Here is a 24,984-nt window from a genome sequence, read left to right on the forward strand (position 1 = left end):
GCTCGCCATCCCGGCAAGTCGGCTACTCGCCTGGCGGACCCTGCGGTGGCCTCTCGCCGCCCTCCTCGTCGAGGAAGTGCCCCTTCTCGCCCATGAAGCAGCCGAAGATCTGGTTAACCCCCGGCGCGGAGGCATGATAGTGATAGCCACGCACCGGGTCGCTCTCGCCTCCACACTCGTCCAGGTCAGCGGGAATATTGCCGTCCTTGTCCTCTCTGGCATAGATGGCATAGCCATCCAGCGCATAGCCGATCATCGGCGAATGGCCATCTTCCTGAATGCCGATCTCGGAGCAGCCAGTGGCGGTGTGATAGTGATAGCCCTCATGCGGATTGGCATGCGCGCCACAATCATCGAGCACCCCCAGGGTTTGAGAGCTCAGGATCAGCTCCAGCGGCGCCGGCGGGCCGAACAGCACGCCATTGAGCGCCACGCCGGTGTTGGAGCGGCCGGCAAGCGAGGTCGGCTCGGCGGCCGGCACCGGCACCTTGGGAATCACGACAGTCTTCTCGATGCCACCGCCCAGTTCCTCAAGCGGGCACTCGAGACAGAAGTTGTCGAAGCCTTCGATGGGGTTCGGGTTCCCCGCCACCTCGCAGCCACGCGCGCCGTCGATCACGGTGATCTCGCCCGTGTTGACGTCGTACATCTGCCACTCCTTGTCCTTGTAGAGAGTGGCCAGATTCTTGATGAACTCGCCGTCCACCTGATAGAGGGTGCCCTCACCATCCATCCAGGTGCCGCCTTCCTCCTCACCGGAGTGGATATTGGGCGGGCAGAAAGGCCCCTCCGGCGAGGTTTGCGGGTCCGCGGGCGCACCGGCCACACGGAACTGATAGCAGGTCGTCTGCGTGCCGCCGCTCAAGGTGCAATCGACGGTCTCGACCTCGCCGACGATCGCGCCCTCGGCAAACATCTCAGGCTCCAGCCCGAGCGCCGCCGGCCCGGATTCGCCGTCAGCGGCTGCCTCTTTCGTGACCGTTGCACTGGTCTCGGCCGCGCTGGCCGCCTTGTCGTGGGCGTCATGCTCCCCGCTGCAGCCGAACAGCAGCAGGGTCAGCGCCGCCAGCGTCAGTGGTCGTGCCCGTTTCAGCGCGCTCGCGTCCGAAGCTCTGCTCTCCAAAACATTCTCCACAGCAGTCTCCACAACAACGTCGTCGATCACTCTGCCGCCCTCCGCGTCTCAAGTCTGATGGTCTATGCCTGCGGGTCGATGCCTGCTGATCGATATCTACTGGTCGATGCCTGCTGGTCGATATCTGTCGAGCGATACCGCAAACCGCCAGACCGCGCACCGCCAGGTCGACTCAAGACTAGCGCCACAGCGTGCACACAGTATGTCTTTGCGCTCGCGCGCGATGACCGGCAACCGCAGTGTGACGCAGGGTCACGTCCACGGCGGATGACCCGCCGCATGAGTTTCGCCATAATATGCGCCATTCAGACGGGCAGCCCCCGTTCACCGGACTCAAGGACTGGTCGCATGTGGTTCAAGAACCTGCAACTGTATCGCCTGCACGATAGCGCACCGCTGGAAGAGGGTCGTCTCGCCGACGCCCTGCCGGAGCATGTCTTCCGCCCGGTCACCGGCGTCGAAGCCAAGCGTATCGGCTGGGTGGCACCTGGCGGTCGCAACAGCGACCTGCTGGTACACGAGATTCAGGGCCATTTCCTGATCAGCGCCCTGCGCCAGGAGCGCGTACTGCCCTCCGCCGTGGTCAAGGAAGAACTCGAGGAGCGCGTGGCCGAGCGCGAGACCGCCGAAGGCCGTCCGCTGCGTCGCCGCGAGAAGCTGACTCTCAAGGAGCAGATCTACGAGGAGCTGCTGCCGCGCGCCTTCACGCGCTCCTCGCGCACCGACCTGTGGTGGGACAGCCGGCGCGGCCTGATCGCCGTCAACGCCTCGAATGCCAAGCGCGCCGAGGAAGTGCTGGACCTGCTGCGCCAGACACTGGGCACGCTCAAGGTCACGCCGCTGGCCGTCGCACAGCCGCCTTCCCAGGTGATGACCACCTGGCTCAAGGATGTCAGCTCACGCCCGGAAGACCTGATCGTCGGTGATCAGGTCGAACTCAAGGCGCCGGGCGGCGAAGATGGCGTGCTGCGTGCGCGCCAGTTCGACCTCGACGGCGAGGAAATCCAGACGGCGCTGAATCTGGGCCGCGTGGTCAGCAAGCTGGCGCTGGAAGTCGATGGCCGCGTCGCGCTGGTGCTCGGTGAGGACATGGCGCTCAAGAGCCTCAAGTTCGCCGATGCCGTGGTCGATGAAGCCAACGCCCAGGATGACGGCGAAGACCCCATCCTGCGTCTGGAGACCGACTTCGCGCTGATGGCCCAGGTGCTGTCCGGCGTGATCGAGCAGATGACCGCCTGGCTGGGTGGTGAAGCCCAGCCCGCCAGCTGAGCCTTGGGCCCGCTGCCGACCTTCTCTTTTTTCAGAATGACAAACCCGGATGACGTGCGTCGATGACTGACACTGCAACACCCAAGCCTGCCACGACCAGCGAACAGGACCCGTTCGCCGATATTCGCCCCTACCACGACGACGAGGTAGCGGAGGTGCTGGTACGCCTGGAGCAGGACCGCGAGCTGCTCGACACCCTGACTCGCTTCCGCCTGCCGGGCCTGACCCAGCGTTTCCCGTGGCTGGCACGCCAGATCGCGCGCCTGGCCATCAAGCGCGAGATGATTGGCGTCAAGGATGTTGCCAGTTTCCAGAGCCGCATCGCTGTCTACATGGCGCGCATGATCCACACCACCACCACCAGCTTCGAGACGGTGGGGCTGGAGCGCCTGTCCCCGGACACGCCGTATCTGTTCCTGTCCAACCATCGCGACATCTCGCTGGACCCGGCCTTCGTCAACTACGCCCTCTATCGTCACGGGCGTGACACGGTACGCATCGCCATCGGTGACAACCTGCTGCAGAAGCCCTTCGTCACCGACCTGATGCGCCTCAACAAGAGCTTCATCGTGCCGCGCTCCGCCAAGGGCAAGCGCGCGATGCTGGCCGCCTATCAGTCGCTGTCGGGCTATATCCGCCATTCGCTGACCCACGACCAGCACTCCATCTGGCTGGCCCAGCGTGAAGGGCGCGCCAAGGACGGCCGTGACGGCACCGAGAGCGCCATCATCAAGATGCTGACCATGGCGGCGCGCACCGCCGACAAGACGCGCCCGTTCAGCGAGGCGGTCAGCGAGCTCAACATCGTGCCGGTGTCGATCAGCTACGAGTTCGACCCCTGTGACCTGCAGAAGGCGCGCGAGCTGGCGGCCGTCGCCAATGAAGGCCGTTACGAGAAGGTGCAGTACGAGGACATCAAGTCCATCGCGGCGGGCATCAGCGGCCACAAGGGGCGCGTCAAGCTGGTGTTCGGCGAGCCGCTCAAGGGCGACTTCGAGACCCCGGAAGACGTGGTGAAGGAAGTCGACCGCCAGGTGCTGGCCTACTACACCCTCTACCCGAGCCATCAGCTGGCACTCGAGAAGCTAACCGCCAGCCGCCCGCAGCTGCGTGAGGAGCCGCGCCTGGCCTCGGCGCTGGATGTCTCGGCGATCAGCGGTGCCGAGCGCGCCACCTTCGAGAACCGCCTCGCAGAGGTGCCCGCAGAGCTCAAGGACTGGTGGCTGGTGCAATACGCCAACCCGATTCTCAACCGCGAAGGGCTCTCCATCGATCTCGATGAGAAGCTCGATGCCGCCGAGGCGACGGACGGCGAGAAGGTCGCGCAGTAAGACGGCGCTGCGGGACAAGACACATCGCCCCCGCACTTGGCACGACCAAAGCCACGAAAAAGCCACCGTCAATCGACGGTGGCTTTTTCGTGGGTCGCTACTTGCGCCAGAAGCTGGGCGAGAACAGCACCAGCACGGTCAATATCTCGAGACGCCCCATCAGCATGCCGATGCACAGCAACCACTTGGCACTGTCCGGCAGGCTCGAGAAGTTGCCCGCCGGGCCGATGATCTCGCCCAGCCCCGGGCCGACGTTGGTGACGGCCGTGGCGGCGCCGGTCACCGCGGTGATCAGGTCCAGCCCGATGAACGACAGCGCCAGCGCCAGGCCACCGATGGTGATGAAGAAGAAGAACGAGAAGGCGATCACGGCGCGCACCACCTCATCGGGCAGCGCGCGGCCGTTGTAGCGCTGCGAGAAGACGCCATTGGCATGGATCAGCGAGCGCAGATGGTTGCCGAGCATGATCAGGCCGATCTGCAGGCGGAAGATCTTCATGCCGCCGCTGGTCGAGCCGCTGCAGCCGCCGACGAAGGTCAGATAGAAGAAGGCCACCACCGCAAAGGGCCCCCAGGCACTGTAGTCGTCGCTGGCGTAGCCGGTGGTGGTCACCACCGAGATGACATTGAAGGTCACCTGGGTCAGTGCCGTGAAGATGGCCTCGCCATTGACGACGCGATACAGCGTCAGCAAGGCGATCACCCACCCCAGCAGACGCAGGAAGCCGCGTACCTGGGCATCACGCCACAGGACGCCGGTCTGGTCCTGCCAGGCGCGGATGAACAGCACGAAGGGCAGCGCCCCCAGCAACATGAAAGCCGAGGCCATCCACAGCAGATAGGGCCGGTCGGAATAGACGCCCATCGAGCTGTCGTAATTGGAGAAGCCGCCGGTGGCCAGCGACGTCATGCCATGCACCAGCGCATCCAGCCAGTGCATGCCGCCCAGCCAGTAACAGACGATGGCCAGCAAGGTCAGCCCGACGTAGACCAGCCCGATGGCCTTGGCCACGCCACCGGCACGCGGCAGCACCTTGTCGGACCAGTCCGAGGATTCGGTCTGGAACAGGCGCATGCCGCCGACCTTCAGAAACGGCAGGATCGCGATCGCCATCACGATGATGCCGATGCCGCCGACCCACTGCATCAGGCCGCGCCACAGCTTGAGGCCATCCGAGAGCCCTTCGATGTCAGACAGCACGGTCGAGCCGGTGGTGGTGATCGCCGACACCGATTCGAACACGGCATCGGTCACGCCCAGGTGGGTGGCACCGAAGATCAACGGCAGGCTCGAGTAGGCCGACACCAGCACCCAGCTCAGCGTCGTCAGCACGAACATCGCACGCGGCTTGAGCTGCAGCTCCACCTTGCGCGATACCGTCAGCATGATGGCCGCCGAGCCGAGCGTGATGCCCAGCGAGATCAGGAAGGCGCTGGCATCCGCATCCGCTTCACCGAGCAACACCAGCAAGGGCGCCAGCATCATCAAGGCCACCACGCACAGCAGCAGGCCGAGTACCCGGACGACCGGCAACCACTCCGAGAGCGAAAGAAGGCGCATCAGCGCCTGCGAGTGCGCTCGGGTCGCCTGCCCTGCGTGAGCCCGTCTACGCAGCAGGTCCCGCGAGCCACCCTTCATGCCACCGACCTGTTGATGACCGTCATCATTGTGCGTCCTCAGCGTTTTACCCCATGACGCCCCGGGCGCCAGTCTCAGTGCGGCGATACCCTACACCCTCTTCCGCCGCTGTCCAGCGCCGCCACAGCGGTGACCCGCCGCAGGACATCACGCCCCGGCACCTCACGTAAGGCGCCTTGTACCGCCCTGCAAGCTGCTATCCTGCCAACTACACGCGTAGCCACGCCGCCTGCTCAGTGCCAACACGCCTGAGTCCGGTTGGGCTGCCCAACCCCTGTGCGGTACACTGAGACCCCAATATGGCAACGATGCGTTCACGGACAAGAACCTCATGCGTCTGACTGATTGGCGAGCCTGGCAGGCGAGTGCGACCCGCACCGCCCACGACAGCCGCGTAGATATCACCCCCTCCCCGCGTGCCGAGCAAGTCCCGGCCATGCAGCGTCGTCGACTCAGCCCGGTCGGCCAGGCCTGCTGCAAGCTGCTGTTCGCGCTCGACCCTGACGCCGACCTGCCCATCATCCATGCCTCGCGCCATGGCGATACCGGCAAGATTCTCGCCCTGCTGGATGCCGCCACCCAGTCCGACGAAGCCCTGTCACCGGCGCGCTTCTCGCTCTCGGTGCACAACGCCGTACTGGGTATGTACTCGATCACCGGCAAGTCCCATCAGCCGCTGGAAGCCCTCGCCGCCTGCGGCAACGAATTCGAGGCGCTGATGAGCGAGGCGCTCGGCTATCTGAGCGAGCGCGAGGACGTCATCGTGCTGTTCTCCGATATCGCCGCACCGGAGGCCTTCCTGCACCACGGTGACTACCCGGCCTGCTCCAGCGCCGTCGCCCTGCGCCTGAGCCGAAACAGTGACGATGACAGCGCATGGACACTGAGCGCCACGCCTGGCGAATCGTTGACGGACAGCGCCCCGACGCCGCTTGAGGTCATCGCCTGGCTCGAGCAGGCCGGGGCTGAGACGCTCGCCTGTCGTCGCCATCACTGGCAGCTGAGCCGCGCTCACGCCGCCTCACCGACGCCGCCAGCAGACTGATGCCACGCATGCTGTCGTCACCCCTCGGACGCCTGTGGCGTGGCATCGCCACGGCCATCAGCTTCCTGACCTTCGGGCTGGGCGGCTTGCTGGTGGGGGGAATGTGGCCCCTGCTGACACTGGTGGTACGCCGCCCCGAGAAACGGCAGAAGCTCGCGCGCAGCATCATCCATCACTGCATGCGCGGCTTCGTGGGTCTGATGCGCGGCCTGGGCGTGCTCGACTATCGCCTGCACGACTGCGAGCGCCTGCAACGTCCGGGCCTGCTGGTGCTGGCCAATCACCCGACGCTGATCGACGTGATCTTCCTGCTCGCGCTGATTCCCCACGCCGACTGCGTGGTCAAGGGGCGGCTGGCACGCAACCCCTTCACCCGTGGCCCCATCCGCGCCGCGGGCTACATCACCAATGAAGAGCCGCAGGGCGTGCTCGAGGCCGCCGGCGCGAGCCTGGCGCGCGGCAATGCCTTGATCCTGTTTCCGGAAGGCACGCGCAGCGTGCCCGGGCGCGCGCTGAAATTCCGCCGCGGCGCCGCCAACATCGCGCTGCGCACGCCAAGCGAGATCACCCCCGTGCTGATCGACTGCCAGCCCAGCACCCTGACCAAGGGCGAGCCCTGGTATCACATCCCGGCCCGGCGGGTGATGCTCAATATCAAGGTGCTGCCGGACATGACGGCACATGTCGCACCGCCACCGGCAACAGAGGATGAGGTACCGCTGTCACGCGATGCCCGCCAGTTGACGCGCCGCCTGGCCAGCGACTTTGCCGCTGAACTGGCCGCCTTTCAGCAACGGATTCGCGAGTCATGACGACGCGCGGCGCCGTACTGCCCTGATCTTGATGTTGATCAGATAGCGAGAAAAACGGATTAAGATATTCGGCCTTCCCGCCGTTAATAAAGCCTGCTGCCATTCATACCGGCCATTATCGGTACGCCGACACGAGGAATACTCATGAGCGATAGCGCCAAGCTGGAACTGGAACTCAAGCAACTGATCATCGACACCCTGGAGCTTGAGGACATCACGCCGGACGACATCGTCGCCGATGAGCCGCTGTTCGTGGACGGCCTGGGGCTGGATTCGATTGACGCCCTGGAACTCGGTCTCGCGCTGCAGAAGCAGTACGGCATCACGCTGGACGCCGAAGCCGAGGACACCCGCGCGCATTTCGCCAGCCTCAATGCCCTGCGTGAACTCGTGGAGGCCCGTCGTGAGCGCTGAGCAACAGACCGCGTCCCGCGAAGAGATCTATGCCCATGTACGCAGCACCCTGATCGAGCTGTTCGAGATCGATGCCGCTGATATCCACCCCGAGGCGCTGCTCTATGAAGACCTCGACATCGACAGCATCGATGCGGTGGACCTGGTGGTCGAACTCAAGAAGTTCACCGGCCGCCGCATCGAAGCCAATGACTTCAAGAGCGTACGCAGCCTCGATGATGTCGTGACCGCCGTCGAGCAGCTGATGCAGCGCCAGGCATGACGTCATTGTCCTCTGGTCGAGGGCGGCGCCCGTCACTGCCAAGGCTGCTGCTTGGCGGGCTGGGCGTCGTGGCTGCCGTGTGCTGGCCACTGCTGGTCTATGCCCTGCTCTCGCGGCTGACGGCAGACCCGGCGGGCGACGCGACCAGCGGGCATGTCTCGTCCTGGGTGTGGGCGCTGATCGCGCTGGGCGCCTTGCTGATCCAGCGTCTGCCCCTGCCCTTGATCCTGCGCCTGTCGCTGGCCGCGCTGCTGATCGCCATCAGCCTGCTCAGCGAGGCGGAACTGGGGCTGCGCGCCTATCCGGTGCTGGTCAATCTGGCCATGCTCAGCGTGTTCGCCACCAGTCTGTGGCGCGGCATGCCGGTCATCGAGCGTCTGGCGCGTCTGCAGGAGCCTGATCTGCCCGCCGCCGGCGTGCGTTATACCCGCAAGGTCACCCGAGTGTGGTGCGGCTTCTTCGTCTTCAATGCCAGTGTTGCCGCGGCCACGGCGCTGTATGCCGACCTCGCGACCTGGACGCTCTACAACGGCCTGGTGAGCTACGTGCTGATGGGGCTGCTGTTCTGCGGCGAATGGCTGGTACGCCGTCGCCTGCGCCGCGCCGATGGCTGAGCTCGGTTATCGATGAGCTTGGTTATCGATGAGCTCGGCTATCGATGAGCTCGGCTATCGATAGCTGAGTCCATGCATGGATACGCCCGGCGTGGATTTGCCCGGCGTGGATACGCCCCCAGATGAATTCGACTTTCTGAAGAGTTGCCTGCCTCACATGTCTGATGCCCGCCAGCCTGCCAGCCGCGCCACCGCACGCTCCACTGAGCAAGACGCCGCCCAGCGCGCCACCTCCCTCATCCATCAGGGTTGGCGCCAGCTCACCCGACTCGCGCCCGCGGCGCCGGCCTGCTGGCTGGCCAGTCCCGGTCAGCCGCTGCGCCCGCTGAGTCGTGCCGAGCTGATGGCACGCGTTGATGCCTGGCATCAGTGGCTGGACAACCTGCCCGCTGCGCATGCTGCCCGCCGGCCCGGTGCGCGCTGGGTGTTGTTCCAGCCCACGGCGCTTGGCGCCTGCGTGCAGCTGCTGGCGCTGTGGGAGCGCGGCATGCTCGCCGTGCTGCCCGGCGATGACCGCCCGGAAACCCTGGCCCGCCTGGCCGAGAGCAGTGATGGCAAGCTGCCCGAGACCAGCGCCGCTGGCTGGCCGCCGGAGCAATCCGGCGCTGTCAACTCTACCGGCTCTACCGCCGCACCGAACACACCGTTCGAGATCACACCCGACGGCGCGCGTCTCGCGCTGGAACTCTGCACCTCCGGCTCCACCGGCGAGCCGCTGCGCATCACCAAGCGCTTCGATCAGCTCGAGGCCGAACTGGCCGTGCATCGCGCGTTATGGCCGCTGGCGTCAGACACTGACTCAGCGTCTGAGCCAAGCACAGCCACCGTCAGCCTCAGCCAGGTCAGTCACCAGCACATCTACGGTCTGCTGGTGTCGCTGCTGCGCCCGCTCAGCGAAGGGGTGCCGTTTCTCAGCGAAGCCTGTCACTACCCGGAGCAGCTGGCCGCCGCCATCGCGCAGCTGTCCGGCCTCGGGCATCGCTGCCAGCTGGTCAGCTCGCCGGCCCAGCTCGCGCGCTTGCCTCAGGCCAGTGACGAGAGCCGCGTGGCGGGCCAGGCTCAGGTGTTGCGGGTCTTCTCTTCAGGTGCCCCGCTGCCAGCCGAGGCTGCCCGCCACGCCGAGAATTGCCTGCAGGCGCCGGTGATCGAGATCTACGGCAGCACCGAAACGGGCGGCATCGCGCATCGCCGCCAGCACGAGACGTCCGACTGGACACCACTGCCGGAGGTCGAGCTCCGCTTCTCGCCCGCCTTCGCCGTGCGCTCACCGTTTCTGGAGCAGCCGAACGAGTGGTGGCAGCAGGCCGACAACGCTGCGCCAGTGGCGGCTGAGACGCCGTCGCCACGCTTTCAGCTGCTGGGGCGCAGTGATCGGCTGGTCAAGCTGGCCGGCAAGCGGGTCTCGTTGAGCGCGGTGGAGCGCTGCCTGAGCGCGCAAGAAGAGGTGCTGGAGGTACGTTGCCTGCCGATGCCCACCCGCGATCATCGCCTGGGCGCGGTGGTGGTGATGGAAGAGAGCGCGCTGCCGCAGGACCACGCCAGCCGCCGTGATCTGATCGCGCGGCTGCGCCGTGCGCTGATGCCGGGCTTCGAGCGCATCGCCCTGCCGCGCTACTGGCGATTCGTCACGCGCCTGCCGCTGAATGCCCAGGGCAAGTTCACGGCGGACTCCGTCGCGCGACTGTTTGCCGATCTCGACGATCATCGTCTGCCACGCTGGCTGGGTGAAACCTCCAGCGGCCCGCAGCAGCTGACGCTGGAAGCCGAGGTGCCCGACAGCCTGTGCTACCTCGAGGGGCATTTCGCCGCCCAGCCACTAGTGCCCGGCGTGGTAATGCTCAAGTGGGCTCGCGATCTCGGTCGCCGCCTGCGCCTGGCGGGCGTCGGCGTGCAGGAAAGCCGTTTTCAGCGTCTGGAGCGCATCAAGTTCTCCAATCTGTTGCTGCCGGGCATGCGCTTCACGCTGGCCGCGACACTGGTCGCCGACAGCCACGGCCTGCGCGTCGACTTCCGCCTGGAATCCCGCGCGGGCCTGCACGCCAGCGGCCGCTTGCGCTACGGTGCTGAAACCGATAGCGCACCTCTCAGTTCGCCACTTAGTTCGCCACTTAGTTCACCCCAGACGACACCCACACCGGAGGCGTCATGAGCCAGCCCCAGGCGCCGATGACCGGCCACACATCCTCTCCCCCCGTCAGCGAGTCGCCACTGCGCGCCTGCGTGGTGATTCCGGTCTACGACCACCCCGCCACCATCGCCGGCGTGTGTGCGGGTCTGGCACCGCTCGGGCTGCCCATCGTGCTGGTGGATGATGGCTGCAGCGCGCCCTGCGCCGAGGTGCTGGATCAGCTGGCGGCCGAGGGTCATCACCTGGTGCGTCGCGAGCAGAATGGCGGCAAGGGTGCTGCGGTGCGCAGTGGGCTGCAGGCTGCCGAGCAGCTCGGCTTCACCCATGCCCTGCAGGTGGACGCCGATGGACAGCACGACGTCAGTGATCTGCCCGCCTTCCTCAACGGCATGCAGGAAAATCCCGACTGCCTGCAGATCGGCTATCCGCAATACGACGCCAGCGTGCCGCGCATCCGCTTCTATGGCCGCTACGCCTCGCACATCTGGGTGTGGATCAACACCCTGTCGCTGGCCATCCGCGACACCATGTGCGGCGTGCGCCTCTACCCGCTGGCCGCCACCAACCGGCTGCTGGCACGTCATGACTGTGGCGATCGCATGTCCTTCGACACCGAGGTGCTGGTGCGCTGGTACTGGGCCGATGGCGAGGTCGCCAACCTGCCGGTGCATGTCAGCTATCCCACCGGAGGCGTCAGCCACTTCCGCCCCGGTCACGACAACCTGTTGATCAGCGCCATGCACACGCGGCTGTTCCTCGGCATGCTGCTGCGCTCACCGAAACTGGCCTGGCGCACGCTGTCGGGACGCAATGGCAAGACATCATCCACTCATGTCAGTCGCCCCTCGCAGCCTGACGACGCGAAGGGAAAACACGAATGACCCATTGGGCACGCCTGTCGGAAACCGGCTCCACCACTGGCATGCGCCTGATGGTGACGATTCGTCGTCGCCTCGGTGCCTGGCCGTTTCGCATCGCGCTGTTCCCGGTGCTGGTGTGGTACTTCCTGCTGCGCGGGGTGGCGCGGCGCGCCTCCTTCGACTTCCTCAAGCGCCTCGAGCCAGAGCTTGGCGGCGTGCGTCTGTGGGCGAGAAGCTTTGCCCACTTCATGCAGTTCGGTGAGGCGATCATGGACAAGGTCTCGGCCTGGAGCGGCGAGATTCCGCTGTCCTCGCTGACCGGCACCGGCCCGGAAGACCTGCGCGACGCCGCGCTGCGTGGCGAGGGCGGCATCATCCTCGTCGCCCACCACGGCAATCTGGATGTGATCAATGCCATCGGCGAGCGCCACGACATCGACTTGTGCGCGCTGGTGCACACGCGCCACGCCGAGAAGTTCAATCAGCTGCTGGAGCAGGCCACCGGGCGCAAGCCGCCGCAGATGATCGAGGTCAGCGAGATCACGCCCGCCACCGCCATGGCGCTGGGCGATCGCGTCAATCGCGGCGGCTTCGTGGTCATCGCCGCCGACCGCGTGCCGATTCCGCCCACCGTCGACGATGCCAAGGCAGATGCCAACTCGGTAGAAGCCAACACGGCAGAAGGCAGCAGACCCGCGTCGCCAGCCAGTGCCGCGGCCTCACCGCGCGTGCTGCACTGTGACTTCATCGATCAGCCCGCGCCCTTCCCGCAGGGGCCCTTCATGCTGGCCGCGCTGCTGCGCTGCCACGTCTACACCCTGAGCTGCATTCGCGAACAGGGCGGCGCCCATCCGCGTTTCCGGGTCGATTTCGCGCCCTTCGATGACAGCCGCGCCGTCAAGCGCAGCGGTCGCGAGTCGTGGATCCAGCAGGCCATGCAGCGTCACGCCCGTCATCTGGAAGCGCGCGTGAAGCGCCATCCGCTGCAGTGGTTCAACTTCTTCGACTTCTGGCATCAGGCGCCTGACAGCACGTCGAATCCAGCCAGCGCGTCGGCTCCGAAACAGGACGCCTGATCCGCGCCGGGCCTGCGACAACGCTGCTTCGCGCCCGGCTCTGCGGCCTTCACCTTGTTCGATCTTCACGTTCAGCGCATTTTCACGCTTCTCTCTTCGCCAGGTACCTCGTCATGTCACAGCCCGCCACCTCTTCCTCCGCCCTGATTCTCGACGGCAGTGATATCACCCTCGAGCAGTTGATCGATGTCGCCGAAGGCCGCCGTGACGTGCGCCTGACTTCGGATGCCGCCTTCCGCGCCCGTATCGAGGCCGGCCCGGCCCTGCTGGAACGCCTGCTGGAAGAGGAAGGCGTGGTCTACGGCGTCACCACCGGTTACGGCGATTCCGTGACGCGTGCCGTGCAGGGGGCAGAGGACCTCGAAGCCCTGCCGCGCCACCTCTATACCTTCCACGGCTGTGGCATGGGCGCGGACCTGGATGTGGTCAGCAGTCGCGCGGTGGTGATGGTGCGCCTCGTCTCGCTGTGCCGTGGTGTCTCCGGGGTCAGCATGGCGCTGCTGGAGCGCCTCGTATGGCTGCTCAATCACGACATCCTGCCGCGCATTCCCGAGGAAGGCTCGGTGGGCGCCAGCGGCGATCTCACCCCGCTGTCCTATGTGGCCGCCGTGCTGTGTGGCGAGCGTGAGGTCTGGGTGCGCCCCGGCGCAGGCCAGCCCCACGCGCTGCGCCCGACGGCGGATGTCTTCGCGGCACACGGCCTGACGCCCTATGTGCTGCGCCCCAAGGAAGGCCTGGCACTGATGAACGGCACCGCCGTGATGACGGCCCTCGCCGCGCTAGCCTATGGCCGCACCTGCTACCTCAGCCGCCTGAGCGCGCGCATCACCGCGCTCAGCGTGCAGGCGCTGGAAGGCAACCCCTACCACTTCGATGCCGACCTGTTTGCCGCCAAGCCGCATCCCGGTCAGGCCCGCGTGGCCCGGTGGCTGCGCGATGATCTCGCCCACCCGGCGGCGCCGGAAGTCGATGCCACGCCGATCAACTCGCCGCGCCTGCAGGACCGCTACTCGACGCGCTGCGCACCCCACGTCATCGGCGTGGTCGAGGACAGCCTCAGCTGGTGGCGCAGCTTCCTGGAGACCGAGCTCAACAGTGCCAACGACAACCCGCTGATCGATGTCGAGGCCGGCAAGATTCTCCACGGCGGCCACTTCTACGGCGGCCATGTGGCGATGGTGATGGACAGCCTCAAGACGGCGGTCGCCAACCTGGCTGACCTGCTCGACCGCCAGCTGGCACTGCTGGTCGACAGCCGCTACAACCGTGGCCTGCCCAGCAACCTCAGCGGTGCCACGCTCGAGCGCGCGCCGCTCAATCATGGCTACAAGGCGGTGCAGATCGGCGCCTCGGCCTGGACGGCGGAAGCCCTCAAGCTGACCATGCCCGCCAGCGTCTTCTCGCGTTCCACCGAGTGCCACAATCAGGACAAGGTCAGCATGGGCACCATCGCCGCGCGTGATGCGCTGCGCGTGCTGACACTGGTGGAACAGGTCGCCGCCGCCACCCTGCACGCCGCCGTGCAGGGCAGCGAGCAGCGCGCCGACATCACGGGCCAAGCCGCCACGCCGCCTAGGCTGGCCGCCTTCACCCGTGAGCTGCGTGAAGACATCGCGCCCCTCGAGGAAGATCGCGCTCTGGAAGCCAACCTGCGCCTGCTGTGCGCGCGCATCCGTGAGCGCCATTGGACCCTGAGCGCCGGCGAGGCCCACGCATGAACGAGAAAGAAGCCTTGAGCAAGAAAGAAGCTATGAGCGGGGCAGCCTTGAGCGAGGAAAAAGCCTTGAGCGAGAAACAAGCCATGAATCAGCCAGCCGACACCCCGATGCCGAGCGCCACGGTTGAGATGGAAGTGCCCTTCCACGACGTCGACATGATGGAAGTCGCCTGGCACGGCCATTACGTGCGCTATCTCGAGATCGCCCGCTGCAAGCTGCTCGACATGCTCGACTACAACTACCCGCAGATGCGCGATTCCGGCTACGCCTGGCCGGTGATCGACCTGCGCCTGCGCTATGCCGGCCCGGCACGCTTCGGCCAGCGTATCGCCGTCACCGCACGGCTGCGTGAGTGGGAAAACCGCCTCAAGCTCGACTACGTGATCCGCGATGTCGAGAGCGGCAAGCGCCTGACCCGTGGCTACAGCGTGCAGGTCGCGGTCGGGTTGGAGGATGGCGAGATGCTGCTGGCCTCGCCCGCCGCGCTCAGCGAGCGGCTGGCCGCCTGGCAGGCCAGTCAGTCGCAAGTCAGTCAGTCACGCTCCAGCGACAAGGATGCGCCTGCCACCCCGAACCCGACACAAGGAACGCCGTGATGACTTCGCGCCTTGCCATTGCCGCCACTGCCCTGCTGCTGACTGCCGGTGCCCCCTGGGCCAGCGCATCCGAGACCAGCACTTCCGAGACCAACGACGCCAGATTCGACGCCCGCGCCCTGACGCAACAGCTGGCACGCACCGCGCCAGTCTGCGGTGATTTCCAGCAGACGCGCTGGCTCGAGGATGTCGGCGCAGAGCTCGAGAGCCGGGGTCATTTCCGTCTGATCGGTGACCCGAACGCACCCGAAGGCCTGGTGTGGGAAACCACCGCGCCGATTGAAGACCGTCTCGAGATGCGCCCCGATGCCAGCGAAGGCCCGAATGGCGAACCGCTGCCGGCCGATCAGCAGGCGATGGCGGAGCTGCTGATCAACTTCTTCCATGGCGACTGGCAGGCGCTCGAGGAGCACTTCTCCCTCACGTTGACGGGTACGCCGGATGACTGGCAGGCCAGCCTGACGCCCAGCGATGCCCGGCTGGCCGAGGCCATCGAGCGTCTCGAGATCGACGGTGGCAGCTGGCTGGAACACGTGAACCTCGACAGCGGCGATGGTGACCGCCTGGAGCTGACGCTCACCGCCGGCGGTCACTGCGAGCGATGACGTCACCCAGCCGTGAGCCGCGCAAGGGGCTGGATCGCGCCATCTGGCGCTGGCTGTGGGCCGCCGCCCTGCTGCTGTGTGCCTTGCTGCTGGCCGTGAAGATCGCCCCGCAGAGCCCATGGCGTGGGGCGATCGACACCCGCATCACCGCCATGCTGCCACAGCAGGAGCGCAGCCCGCTGGCGGCGCGCGCCGAATCGCTGGATGACACCGCCAACCGGCTGGTGATTCTGGTCGGCAGTCGCGATGCCAGCGCCGCCGCACGCAAGCAGCGTGACGCTGCCGCCCAGGCGCTGCGTCAGGCGCTCGCGCCCATCGCGAGGCTGGATGACGGCAAGAGCCTCGAAAGCCTGCGCCTGCCGGCAGAGGTCCAGCCGGCGCTGATCGCCCCGTCGCTTGCAAGCCTGAGTGACGATGACTGGCAGGCGCGCGCCCTCAAACAACTGTTCCAGCCCGGCGGCCAGCGCGACCTGATCCGTGATCCCTTCGGCCTCGCCGGCGCCTGGCAGAGCTGGCTGACGCCCGCCAACCTGTCGCTGTCCGGCGGCCAGCTGTTGCTGCGGGCACCGGCTTCCACTGGCTCAGTCAGTAACAAACAGCACAGCGACAAACAGCACAGCGACGAACAGGGCAGCGACGGAAAGGGCAGCGATCAGCCCGGCAACGGCTATCGCCTGATCAGCGCCACCCTGACGGGCAGCGCCTACGCGATGAGTGACCAGCAGGCGCTGGAGCAGGCCGTGAATGGCGTGAAGGCCGACTATCCCGACGTCCGGCTGCTGCGCTCCGGACTGGTCTTCCACGCCAGCAACGGCGCGCAGCAGGCCAAACAGGAGATGTCGACCATCGGGCTCGGCTCGCTGATCGGCGTGCTGCTGTTGCTGTGGGCGGTGTTCCGCACCCCACGGCGGCTGCCATTGCTGCTGGTGCCGGTGGCCACGGGCGTGCTGTTCGCGCTGCCGCTGACCTGGTGGGCCTTCGGCGGCCTGCATGTGCTGACGCTGGCCTTCGGCGCCAGCCTGATCGGCATCTCCATCGATTACGTGCTGCATCTGGAGTGCATGCGCCGTCTGGCGACGCATGGCCGTGGCGGGCTCGCCGCGCTGTGGCCGGGCCTGACGCTGGGGCTGTGCTCCAGTCTCGCCGCCTATCTGGCCATCACCCTGACGCCGATGCCCGGCCTGCGCCAGATGGGCATGTTCGCGGCGCTCGGCTTGATCGGTGCCTGGCTGAGCGTGCGCCTGTGGCTACCGCAACTGCCACTGCCGGCACAGGCCACCCGCGAGGACTCCCCCGCCGCCCGCGCCGCAGGATGTCTGGCGCGCGCCATTCCCGGCAAGCGCAGCTGGCAGGCACTGGGTCTGCTGCTGATGGCCGCGCTGGCCAGCCTCTACGGACTGCGCAGCGATGACCGCCTCACGCAGCTCAACCCCTCGCCTGCGTCTCTGATCAACGAGCAACGCGAGGTCCAGCGCCTGCTCGCCGAACCGGATGGCCTGCGCTACCTGATCGTGCAGGCCGAGACTGACGCCGCCCTGCTCACGCGCCTGCATGCGCTGGAAGGCACCTTCCAGCAGCTGAATGCACGCCAGCAGCTGGGCCACTGGGCGAGCCTCGCTCAGCAACTGCCGACACTTGCGCAGCAACAGGCCAACCTCGGCGCCATGCGTGAGCGCACCCGCACCCTGCTGCCCCAGGTGCTGAGCACCGCAGGCCTGCCGCCCGAGCTGGTCAAGCGTGCCGAGCAGGCCATCGCAGGCGCCCACCCGCTGCGCCCGGCCGATTGGGTCGCGCTGCCCGCCGGTGAGATGGGCCAGCGACTGTGGCTCGATTCGCGCACCGCCGCCATCGGCATCGTGCGCTTCGGGGATGTCACGGCTCACGGCAGCGCAGCACTTGCGCGCCTCGCCGCGGATGACGAGAGCCTCGAGTATGTCGATCAGGTCGCCAGGCTCTCGACGACACTGGGCAGGATTCGCAGCGAGATGGCCTGGCTGGTCGGCGGCGCGGTGGTCTTGATCAGCCTGCTGCTGGCGCTGCGCTATCGCCGCAGCACCTGGCGAGCCCTGCTGCCGCCACTGGGCGGACTGGTACTGACGCTGGCGGCCCTGACGCTGGCTGGCGTCGGCCTCAACCTCTTCCACCTGCTGGGCCTGTTGCTGGTACTGGGGATTGGCCTGGATGCCGGCATCTTCTGTGCCGAGCATCCCGCGCGCAGTGCAGAGAAAGGTAATCCCACGCGCAGCGCGAATGAAAAAGCCGAACAAGGCAAATCAGAGGCCAGCACCAGCCGTGCATCGCAGGCCAGCCTGCTGGCGATTTCGCTGTCGTGCGCCTCCAGCCTGCTAGCCTTTGGGTTGTTGAGCTTCAGTCAGACACCGGCACTGGCGGCACTGGGGCTGGCCTGCCTGCTGGGGCTGAGCGCCACCTGGTGCCTGGTGCCCTTCGCGCGCAGTTGATTCGGGCCATAAGCGAGAGGCAAGCAAGCCGCAGGGAACGCAGCGCAGCATGAACACATAACGATAACGATATCGACGACGACAGGGGACGATGCCATGGAATCGGCAGATCGCAGCAACAACCCATCACGCAAGGAAGTCATCATCATCGGCGCCGGACCCGCCGGTGCGGCGGCGGCGGCGTGGCTGGCACGCGCGGGCCATGCGGTGCGCGTACTGGAGCGCAGCCACTTCCCGCGCTTCTCCATCGGCGAGAGCCTGCTGCCGCGTTGCATGCAGCATCTGGAGGCCTGCGGCTTGATGGAGGCCGCGGCCGCCGGTGGCTATCAGCGCAAGACCGGTGCGGCCTTCACCCGCCGCGGCGAGCATCGCGTGATCGACTTCCGCGACAAGTTCAGCGACGGCCCCGGCACCACCTGGCAGGTGGAGCGCGCCGACTTTGATCAGCGCTTGATCGAAGGCGCGCGGGCGGCGGGCGCCGAGGTCGAATTCGGCGTCACGGTCACGGGCTTCACTCCCGCTCGCGCCGCGCAGAGCGACGTCACCAGCCATGCACAGGGGCCACGCCTCACACTGGCGGATGGCCGCGAGCTGGAGGCCGCCTTCGTGCTGGATGCCAGCGGCTATGGCCGCGTGCTGGCGCGCCTCGAATCGCTTGAGCGTGACCCGCGCCTGGAGCCGCGCATGGCGCTGTTCGGCCATGTCCACGATGGCATCGCCGACCTCGCGCCGCCCGCCGAGGGCTATCGCCGCGACAATATCCTGATCGCCTCGCATCCGACGCATCCCGATGTCTGGTACTGGCTGATTCCCTTCGCCAATGGCCGCGCCTCGCTGGGCGTGGTCGGCCCGCGCGAGCTGATCGAGCCTGCCGCCGAGGACGATGCGCAGACGCGCCTGTGGCAGTGGGTGATGGAAGAACCGCGCCTGGCGGAGTTGCTGCGTGATGCTCGACCGGCCAACGCCGTGCAGTCGCTGGGCGGTTACAGCGCCGATGTCAGTCGCCTGCACGGCCCGGGCTATGCGCTGCTCGGCAATGCCGGAGAGTTTCTGGACCCGGTGTTCTCCTCCGGCGTGACCATCGCACTGGAATCGGCGCTGCGTGCCGCGCCACTGGTCGCGCGTGAGCTTACCGCGACCCGCGATGAGCAGCGCCCCGACTGGGCCAGCGAATACGAGCAGCCGCTGCGCCGTGGCATCGAGGTCTTCCGCGAATTCGTCACCGCCTGGTACGACAGCCGTCTGACCGACATCATCTATCATCCCGAGCCGCATGCGCGGATTCGCCAGATGATCAGCGCGGTGCTCGCCGGTTACGCCTGGGACACGGCCAACCCCTTCGTCAGTGCCAGTCGCCGCCGCCTGACGGCCCTTGCCAGACTGACCGCGCCCGGGCAGGCACTCGCGCCTGACACGGTGCAGGAAAGCGACCCGGTGGCTGACCTCAGCGCCTTCGGCCGCGCAGCAAGCGTCGGCGAGAACAGGTAAAGTAGCGTCATGAAAAACATGTCTTTCGCCTCTCACGCTGATTCCACAGGACTGCTCTCAGTCGGGCTGCGTTCAGCAGGGCTACGCTCTACTGGGCTGCGCAGCCGCCTCGGGCTGGCCAGCCTCGCCGTGGCCGCCACGCTGCTGTTGAGCGGCTGCAGCCTGCTCGCCCCACAGCCGCTGGAGGCTGCCAGCCCGATGCCGACGCTTGCGAGTCTCGAGCAGACCCGCACCCAACGTCTGATTCTGCGTGTGGCGCGTATAGAGAGTGATGACAGCGCAAAGCGGACTGTCGATGTCGATGCCGATGAAAGGGCCGACGCCGATGCCGAGGCTGGCGAGGGTGCGCAGGAGCAGAATCTGCCGCCTCTCATCGGCGTACTGCGCCAATCGCCTGAGGCCATGCGGCTGGTCATGCTTAGCGTGCAGGGCCAACGCCTGCTGACGCTGGTGCACGACGCCGATGGCAGTCGTTTCGAGAAGGCACGCCCCGAGGTGCTCGAGAAGCTGCCCTTCACCGCCGACTGGCTGGCGCGGCGTATCGCCTGGGTGCACTGGCCGCAGGCCGCGATCGATACCGCCTTTGCGAACACAGGCTGGCAGCTGGTACAACGCGGCGACTGGCAACAAGGTCGCCAGCCCGCGCAGCGCATCATCACGCAAGATGGTGTGACCATCGCCGAGCTGACCCGCGATGCCAGCGGCCGCGTGACCCTGCGCGACCCGGCAGCCGACATGCAGCTGACGCTGGAACCGCTGGCAGCGCCCAGCACACAGAACGCCCCTGACGACTCACCGGAAGCTCCCGCGCATGACTGAATCTGTTGCAACCGTGGCCACCGCTACCACAAAGGGCCGCGACACTGGCAACGCCTGTCGCCTGTCTCGCCCCGGCATCGTCTGCCCGCTGGGCGCAGACCACGGCCTGATCAGCAGTGCGCTGTTCAGCGCCAGCCGTGGCCTGCGTGTCAGTGATGACTTCAGCCCCGGCACGCCGCTGTCGCTGGGACGCGTCACCGCGCGGCTGGTGGATGACAGCGACTGGCCGGCCCCGCTGCGCTCACGCAACAACCGCCTGCTGGCCACCGCGCTGGAGCAGCTGGCACCGGAGCTTGAAGCCCTCAAGCGCCAGGGCATCGCGCCGGAGCGCATCGGCGTGGTGCTCGGCACCAGCACCTCCGGCATCGGCGAGACGGAAGCCGCGATGGACGCCCAGCGCGCCGCCGTCGCCCAGGGCACGCCGAGCGCCGACAGCTGGCCGCAAAGCTTTGAATATCGTCGTCAGGAACTGGGCGCACCCGCCGAGTGTGTTGCCTGGCTGAGCGGCGCGCGTGGGCCGGTCTACACCCTGTCCACCGCCTGCACCTCCAGCGCCAAGGCCCTGGCCAGCGCACGGCGCCTGCTGGCCTCCGGCCAGTGCGATGCGGTGATCGCCGGTGGCGCCGACAGCCTGTGCCACATGACGGTGAAAGGCTTCATGAGCCTGGAGGCCGTCAGCCGCAAGGAGAGCCAGCCGCTGGGGGCCGAGCGTGATGGCATCAATCTGGGCGAGGCCGCGGTGTTGTTCGTGGTCACGCCGGAGCGCGGCGGTGTACAGCTGACCGGCGTCGGTGAATCCAGCGATGCCCACCACATTTCCGCGCCCTGCCCCGATGGCAGCGGTGCCGAGGCCGCCATGCGCGGCGCGCTCGCCAGTGCCGGGCGCGCCCCCGGCGAGATCGACTACATCAACCTGCACGGCACCGCCACGCCGCTGAATGATGCGATGGAAAGCCTCGCCATCAGCCGCCTGTTCGGTACAGTTGCCGGTGCTGATAACGGTTCTGATGCCGGTGCTGATACTGACGAGCCCCGTCTGCCCGCCGTCAGCTCGACCAAGGCCCTCACCGGCCATACGCTGGGGGCCTGCGGGGCACTGGAAGCCGCCTTCTGCTGGCTGGCGCTGGAACATGGCCGCCTGCCGCCGCACGCCACGCCGCGTGAGGCGCTGGACCCGACACTGCCTGCGCTCAACATCGTCTATCGTGACCGCCCCGAGACCCCGCCGCTGCGGGTGATGAGCAATGCCTTCGCCTTCGGCGGCAACAATATCTCGCTGGTGCTGGAGCGCCACACCACCGACCCGGAGTCCTCTGCATGCTGACCCCGAGCACCGACTCAGTTTCCCCTTCTGGCGCTGAGGTGCAGCCCCGTGAGGCGCGCTATCCCGCCATGCCCTGCGCCATCGGCCCCTATGTGCCCCATGATGCCGGCATGTGCCTGCTGGATAGCGTGCTGCGCTGTGACGAGCATTCGCTGAGCGCCGACATCACCCCGGCGCCAGACAACCTGTTCGCCGAGCAGGATGGCGACGGCCAGGCCGTGATTCCCGCCTGGGTCGGGCTTGAGTGGATGGCGCAGGCCATCGCCGCCTGGTCGGGCCTGCAGGCCGCACGTAGTGGCCAACCACCGCGAGTCGGCTTTCTGCTCGGGAGTCGCCGCTATGAGAGCGAAGTCGCCGCCTTTTCCTGCGACTGTCGCTGGCAGATTCATGTTCAGCTCGACTATCGTGCCGACAACGGTCTGGGCGCCTTCGAGGCCACCATCAGCGACGAGCACGGCGCCACTGTCGCGCGTGCCGGCGTCAATGTCTTCGAGCCGGCGCCCGAGGCGCTGCCCTCCACGGCGTCTACGCAAGACACCGCACAAGAATCCTCACCCGGACAGCAGGATGCTGCCGGTGCCTCATCGCAAGGTAATGTCTGATGTCTGTCACACCCCCCGCTACTGAAACTGCCACCGCCGCCCCTGAAGCGCGCGAGTGGATTCTGGTCACCGGCTCCAGCCGTGGCATCGGCCGCGCCATCGCACTGCGTCTGGCCCGCGAAGGCTACAACCTGGTGCTGCATTGCCGCTCGCGCCGTGACGCCGCCGAGGAGGTCGCGCGCGAGATCAGCGCCCTGGGCGGCGAATCGCGCATCCTGAGCTTCGATGTCGCCGACCGTGAGGCCGCACGCAGCGCGCTGGAAGCCGATATCGAGGCCCACGGCTGCTACTACGGGGTGGTCTGCAATGCCGGTATCCATGCCGACAACGCCTTCCCGGCGCTCACCGATGAAGACTGGGACAGCGTGATCCGCACCAACCTCGATGGCTTCTACAACGTCATCAAGCCGCTTTCGATGCCGCTGGTACGCCGCCGCAAGCCGGGGCGCATCATCGTGATGTCCTCGGTGTCGGGCATGATGGGCAATCGGGGTCAGGTCAACTATTCCGCCGCCAAGGCGGGGCTGATCGGCGCGGTCAAGGCGCTGGCGGTGGAGCTGGCCAAGCGCCGCATCACCGTCAATGCCGTCGCACCGGGCGTCATCGCCACCGAGATGACCGAAGGCGTCGAGATGGAAGAGGCGCTGAAGATGATTCCCATGCGCCGCGCGGGGGAAGCCGAGGAAGTCGCCGCCACCGTGGCCTTTTTGTGCTCGAAGGACGCCGGCTACATCACCCGCCAGACCATCGCGGTGAACGGGGGGATGTTCTGATGACAGCTTCCTCTCAGGCACTGCGCGGCAGACGTGTCGTGGTCACCGGCATGCATGGCTTCTCGCCCATCGGCAATGACTGGCCGACCCTGCGCGCCAATCTGGCCGCCGGGCGCACCGGCATCCGCTATATCGAGGACTGGGACAAGTACGACGGCCTCAACACCCGCCTCGGCGCGCCGGTCAACGATTTCGAACTGCCCAGTCACTACAACCGTCGCGCGCTGCGCAGCATGGGGCGTGTGGCGCAGCTGGCGACCCGCTCCAGCGAGCTGGCGCTGGAGGCGGCCGGCCTGAGTGACAGCCCGCTCAAGGAGAGCGGCCAGATGGGCATCGCCTACGGTGCCTCGGCCGGGGAGCCGGATGCGGTGGCCGACTTCGGCAACATGCTGATCAACCACTCCACCGACGGGCTCAGCGCCAATTCCTATATCCGCATGATGGCGCACACCGCGCCGGTCAATATCGGCGTCTTCCTCGGCATCAAGGGGCGAATTCACACCACCTCCAGCGCCTGCACCTCCGGCAGCCAGGGCATCGGTTACGCCTATGAGGCGATCCGCTTCGGCCGCCAGACCGCGATGGTCGCCGGTGGCTGCGAGGAGCTGTCCGCCGCCGACGCCGCCGTGTTCGATACCCTGTTCGCCACCAGCACCTGCAATGAGCGCCCGGACCTGTCACCGCGGCCCTTCGATGCCGAACGTGATGGCCTGGTGATCGGTGAAGGCGCCGGCACGCTGATTCTGGAAGAGCTGGAGCACGCCCTGGCGCGCGGCGCGACCATCCACGCCGAGATTCTCGGCTTCGGCACCAACTCCGATGGCCGTCACGTCACCCAGCCGGACGCCAACATGATGGAAGCCGCGATGCGCATGGCGTTGGAGGATGCCGGTGTCGAGGCCTCAGAGATCGGCTATGTCAGCGCCCATGGCACCGCCACCGAGCGCGGTGATATCGCCGAGAGCCACGCCACCCATGCGGTGTTTGGCGATTCCACACCGATCAGCGCCTTCAAGAGTTATACCGGCCATACCCTGGGTGCCTGTGGCGCGCTGGAGGCCTGGATCGCCATCGAGATGATGCGCGATGGCTGGTTCCACGGCACCGCCAATCTCACCAGTCTCGACCCGCGCTGTGCGCAGCTCGACTACCTCACCGGCGCAGGCCGCGAGATCGAGACGGACACCGTGATGAGCAACAACTTCGCCTTCGGTGGCATCAATACCTCGCTGATTCTGCGTCGCTGGCAGGGTGAGTGAGTCACTGGCAATCTGATCTGGCGCCAGTCACCACGCTTCGCGCTGACGCCTTTGCAGGGTGTCGCCAACGTACGACTTTGCAGCGGGTCGGATCTGGCGCAAGATACGCGCCCGCTGCATGGTCTATGGTGTGATTGGCTCACGCCCCTGGCTGGCTGACGGCGATATTCACTGGCGTCGCGCCAGTCAATCACCCTGTTAGGAGAGGTCTCAGATGGCGTCACGTTCTGCTCAGTCGCTCGCATCCTCGAAACGTTCCGCGGCACCTGCCACGCGCGCCCGCTCGGGTCGCGCCTCGCGTGTGCTGACTCTGGTATCTGCGTTGCTGCTTGGCTCTGCGGGGCTTGTGGCCTCCGCTCCGGCGGTGGCACGGGACACGCAGCACTTCCTGCCGATCATGCCGGTGATGGCCAGCACCGCGGCCAGTCAGCGACTGGGCAAGGACGTGGCCTTCTTCTTCGGTGACAAGCAGCCCTACGAGCGAATCGAGAAGCGCGGCTGGGCGCGGGTGAACCCGAAGACCAACGCGACCAACAAGAGCGATGCGGAAGCCTGTCGCTGGGTGTTCCTGTCGGCGCTGCGTGAGCTGCAGGAAAAGGCGCGCGAATACGGGGCCAATGCGGTCATCAACATCCGCAGCGACTATGACAAGGTGCCCTACTCCAGCAGCGAGAAGTACGAATGTCATGCGGGCAATATCGTCGCGGGCGTCGCGTTGCGTGGGGATCTGGTGATCCTGCATCCGAAGAACTGATT

Annotated in this window: 23 protein-coding genes; 21 read left to right on the forward strand and 2 right to left on the reverse strand. The window is 66.7% G+C overall.

The window, feature by feature from the left end:
* Positions 1-22: 22 nt before the first annotated feature.
* Positions 23-1,123, reverse strand: coding sequence for a YHYH protein (locus R1T44_RS15005; RefSeq protein ID WP_317292260.1), 1,101 nt, complete (start codon positions 1,121-1,123; stop codon positions 23-25).
* A gap of 360 nt (positions 1,124-1,483) precedes the next feature.
* Between R1T44_RS15005 and R1T44_RS15010 the strand changes: the two genes are divergently transcribed.
* Complete coding sequence (locus R1T44_RS15010) at positions 1,484-2,404, forward strand: recombination-associated protein RdgC (protein ID WP_043331446.1); 921 nt, start codon at positions 1,484-1,486, stop codon at positions 2,402-2,404.
* A 62-nt stretch (positions 2,405-2,466) separates the two neighbouring features.
* Positions 2,467-3,735 (forward strand): 1-acyl-sn-glycerol-3-phosphate acyltransferase, encoded by a 1,269-nt coding sequence (locus R1T44_RS15015; RefSeq protein ID WP_317292261.1) that lies wholly within the window; start codon positions 2,467-2,469, stop codon positions 3,733-3,735.
* A gap of 97 nt (positions 3,736-3,832) precedes the next feature.
* Here R1T44_RS15015 and R1T44_RS15020 read toward each other — a convergent pair whose 3' ends face one another.
* A complete protein-coding gene (locus R1T44_RS15020; protein ID WP_284726644.1) occupies positions 3,833-5,296 on the reverse strand; it encodes a TrkH family potassium uptake protein in 1,464 nt (487 codons plus the stop codon).
* 409 nt (positions 5,297-5,705) lie between these two features.
* Here R1T44_RS15020 and R1T44_RS15025 point away from each other — a divergent pair, with 409 nt between their 5' ends.
* From R1T44_RS15025 to R1T44_RS15115, 19 genes are all read left to right on the forward strand, one after another.
* Positions 5,706-6,419, forward strand: a complete 714-nt coding sequence (locus tag R1T44_RS15025; RefSeq protein ID WP_284726645.1) for a beta-ketoacyl synthase chain length factor — start codon at positions 5,706-5,708, stop codon at positions 6,417-6,419.
* Between the two features lie 8 nt (positions 6,420-6,427).
* Positions 6,428-7,231, forward strand: a complete 804-nt coding sequence (locus R1T44_RS15030; protein ID WP_284726646.1) for a lysophospholipid acyltransferase family protein — start codon at positions 6,428-6,430, stop codon at positions 7,229-7,231.
* Between the two features lie 144 nt (positions 7,232-7,375).
* Positions 7,376-7,645, forward strand: a complete 270-nt coding sequence (locus tag R1T44_RS15035; protein ID WP_043331448.1) for a phosphopantetheine-binding protein — start codon at positions 7,376-7,378, stop codon at positions 7,643-7,645.
* Positions 7,635-7,907, forward strand: a complete 273-nt coding sequence (locus tag R1T44_RS15040) for an acyl carrier protein (protein WP_043331449.1) — start codon at positions 7,635-7,637, stop codon at positions 7,905-7,907. The genes R1T44_RS15035 and R1T44_RS15040 overlap by 11 nt, the downstream gene beginning before the upstream one ends.
* Positions 7,904-8,521 carry a COG4648 family protein gene (locus R1T44_RS15045; RefSeq protein ID WP_284726647.1) on the forward strand — a complete coding sequence of 206 codons (618 nt, stop codon included), beginning with the start codon at positions 7,904-7,906 and terminating at the stop codon, positions 8,519-8,521. Before R1T44_RS15040 ends, R1T44_RS15045 begins: the two co-directional genes overlap by 4 nt.
* A 157-nt stretch (positions 8,522-8,678) precedes the next feature.
* On the forward strand, positions 8,679-10,670 hold the full coding sequence (locus tag R1T44_RS15050) for an AMP-binding protein (protein WP_284726648.1): 1,992 nt from the start codon (positions 8,679-8,681) through the stop codon (positions 10,668-10,670).
* Entirely contained in the window at positions 10,667-11,530 is an 864-nt protein-coding gene (locus tag R1T44_RS15055; protein WP_284726649.1) for a glycosyltransferase family 2 protein, read from the forward strand. The genes R1T44_RS15050 and R1T44_RS15055 overlap by 4 nt, the downstream gene beginning before the upstream one ends.
* Positions 11,527-12,585: a glycosyl transferase gene (locus R1T44_RS15060; RefSeq protein ID WP_284726650.1), complete on the forward strand. Its 1,059-nt coding sequence runs from the start codon at positions 11,527-11,529 to the stop codon at positions 12,583-12,585. The genes R1T44_RS15055 and R1T44_RS15060 overlap by 4 nt, the downstream gene beginning before the upstream one ends.
* 113 nt (positions 12,586-12,698) lie before the next feature.
* A complete protein-coding gene (locus R1T44_RS15065) occupies positions 12,699-14,303 on the forward strand; it encodes an HAL/PAL/TAL family ammonia-lyase (RefSeq protein ID WP_284726651.1) in 1,605 nt (534 codons plus the stop codon).
* Positions 14,300-14,899 (forward strand): acyl-CoA thioesterase, encoded by a 600-nt coding sequence (locus tag R1T44_RS15070; protein ID WP_284726652.1) that lies wholly within the window; start codon positions 14,300-14,302, stop codon positions 14,897-14,899. The genes R1T44_RS15065 and R1T44_RS15070 overlap by 4 nt, the downstream gene beginning before the upstream one ends.
* Positions 14,899-15,504, forward strand: a complete 606-nt coding sequence (locus tag R1T44_RS15075; RefSeq protein WP_284726653.1) for a LolA-related protein — start codon at positions 14,899-14,901, stop codon at positions 15,502-15,504. The genes R1T44_RS15070 and R1T44_RS15075 overlap by 1 nt, the downstream gene beginning before the upstream one ends.
* Positions 15,501-17,963: an MMPL family transporter gene (locus R1T44_RS15080; RefSeq protein ID WP_317292262.1), complete on the forward strand. Its 2,463-nt coding sequence runs from the start codon at positions 15,501-15,503 to the stop codon at positions 17,961-17,963. Before R1T44_RS15075 ends, R1T44_RS15080 begins: the two co-directional genes overlap by 4 nt.
* 96 nt (positions 17,964-18,059) lie before the next feature.
* A complete protein-coding gene (locus R1T44_RS15085; protein WP_284726655.1) occupies positions 18,060-19,451 on the forward strand; it encodes an NAD(P)/FAD-dependent oxidoreductase in 1,392 nt (463 codons plus the stop codon).
* Between the two features lie 9 nt (positions 19,452-19,460).
* Complete coding sequence (locus tag R1T44_RS15090) at positions 19,461-20,270, forward strand: DUF3261 domain-containing protein (RefSeq protein WP_284726656.1); 810 nt, start codon at positions 19,461-19,463, stop codon at positions 20,268-20,270.
* Positions 20,263-21,594, forward strand: a complete 1,332-nt coding sequence (locus R1T44_RS15095) for a beta-ketoacyl-ACP synthase (protein WP_284726657.1) — start codon at positions 20,263-20,265, stop codon at positions 21,592-21,594. The genes R1T44_RS15090 and R1T44_RS15095 overlap by 8 nt, the downstream gene beginning before the upstream one ends.
* Positions 21,588-22,196, forward strand: a complete 609-nt coding sequence (locus R1T44_RS15100; RefSeq protein WP_284726658.1) for a hotdog family protein — start codon at positions 21,588-21,590, stop codon at positions 22,194-22,196. The genes R1T44_RS15095 and R1T44_RS15100 overlap by 7 nt, the downstream gene beginning before the upstream one ends.
* Positions 22,196-22,969: a 3-oxoacyl-ACP reductase FabG gene (gene fabG / locus R1T44_RS15105; protein WP_052384269.1), complete on the forward strand. Its 774-nt coding sequence runs from the start codon at positions 22,196-22,198 to the stop codon at positions 22,967-22,969. The genes R1T44_RS15100 and fabG overlap by 1 nt, the downstream gene beginning before the upstream one ends.
* Positions 22,969-24,228, forward strand: a complete 1,260-nt coding sequence (locus R1T44_RS15110; RefSeq protein ID WP_225996303.1) for a beta-ketoacyl-ACP synthase — start codon at positions 22,969-22,971, stop codon at positions 24,226-24,228. Before fabG ends, R1T44_RS15110 begins: the two co-directional genes overlap by 1 nt.
* Before the next feature lie 214 nt (positions 24,229-24,442).
* Entirely contained in the window at positions 24,443-24,982 is a 540-nt protein-coding gene (locus tag R1T44_RS15115; RefSeq protein ID WP_213114480.1) for a heavy metal-binding domain-containing protein, read from the forward strand.
* Positions 24,983-24,984: the final 2 nt, after the last annotated feature.

The sequence above is a fragment of the Cobetia amphilecti genome (assembly GCF_032923285.1).
In the GTDB taxonomy this organism is placed as follows: Bacteria; Pseudomonadota; Gammaproteobacteria; order Pseudomonadales; family Halomonadaceae; genus Cobetia; species Cobetia amphilecti.

Coding starts and splice junctions, on each gene's coding strand:
- R1T44_RS15075 (WP_284726653.1), top strand. CDS start 14,899: ATGACTTCGCGCCTTGCCATTGCCGCCACTGCCCTGCTGCTGACTGCC.
- R1T44_RS15045 (WP_284726647.1), top strand. CDS start 7,904: ATGACGTCATTGTCCTCTGGTCGAGGGCGGCGCCCGTCACTGCCAAGG.
- fabG (WP_052384269.1), top strand. CDS start 22,196: ATGTCTGTCACACCCCCCGCTACTGAAACTGCCACCGCCGCCCCTGAA.
- R1T44_RS15095 (WP_284726657.1), top strand. CDS start 20,263: ATGACTGAATCTGTTGCAACCGTGGCCACCGCTACCACAAAGGGCCGC.
- R1T44_RS15070 (WP_284726652.1), top strand. CDS start 14,300: ATGAACGAGAAAGAAGCCTTGAGCAAGAAAGAAGCTATGAGCGGGGCA.
- R1T44_RS15050 (WP_284726648.1), top strand. CDS start 8,679: ATGTCTGATGCCCGCCAGCCTGCCAGCCGCGCCACCGCACGCTCCACT.
- R1T44_RS15025 (WP_284726645.1), top strand. CDS start 5,706: ATGCGTCTGACTGATTGGCGAGCCTGGCAGGCGAGTGCGACCCGCACC.
- R1T44_RS15010 (WP_043331446.1), top strand. CDS start 1,484: ATGTGGTTCAAGAACCTGCAACTGTATCGCCTGCACGATAGCGCACCG.
- R1T44_RS15020 (WP_284726644.1), bottom strand. CDS start 5,296: ATGCGCCTTCTTTCGCTCTCGGAGTGGTTGCCGGTCGTCCGGGTACTC.
- R1T44_RS15055 (WP_284726649.1), top strand. CDS start 10,667: ATGAGCCAGCCCCAGGCGCCGATGACCGGCCACACATCCTCTCCCCCC.
- R1T44_RS15090 (WP_284726656.1), top strand. CDS start 19,461: ATGAAAAACATGTCTTTCGCCTCTCACGCTGATTCCACAGGACTGCTC.
- R1T44_RS15100 (WP_284726658.1), top strand. CDS start 21,588: ATGCTGACCCCGAGCACCGACTCAGTTTCCCCTTCTGGCGCTGAGGTG.
- R1T44_RS15060 (WP_284726650.1), top strand. CDS start 11,527: ATGACCCATTGGGCACGCCTGTCGGAAACCGGCTCCACCACTGGCATG.
- R1T44_RS15115 (WP_213114480.1), top strand. CDS start 24,443: ATGGCGTCACGTTCTGCTCAGTCGCTCGCATCCTCGAAACGTTCCGCG.
- R1T44_RS15015 (WP_317292261.1), top strand. CDS start 2,467: ATGACTGACACTGCAACACCCAAGCCTGCCACGACCAGCGAACAGGAC.
- R1T44_RS15065 (WP_284726651.1), top strand. CDS start 12,699: ATGTCACAGCCCGCCACCTCTTCCTCCGCCCTGATTCTCGACGGCAGT.
- R1T44_RS15030 (WP_284726646.1), top strand. CDS start 6,428: ATGCTGTCGTCACCCCTCGGACGCCTGTGGCGTGGCATCGCCACGGCC.
- R1T44_RS15110 (WP_225996303.1), top strand. CDS start 22,969: ATGACAGCTTCCTCTCAGGCACTGCGCGGCAGACGTGTCGTGGTCACC.
- R1T44_RS15080 (WP_317292262.1), top strand. CDS start 15,501: ATGACGTCACCCAGCCGTGAGCCGCGCAAGGGGCTGGATCGCGCCATC.
- R1T44_RS15085 (WP_284726655.1), top strand. CDS start 18,060: ATGGAATCGGCAGATCGCAGCAACAACCCATCACGCAAGGAAGTCATC.
- R1T44_RS15035 (WP_043331448.1), top strand. CDS start 7,376: ATGAGCGATAGCGCCAAGCTGGAACTGGAACTCAAGCAACTGATCATC.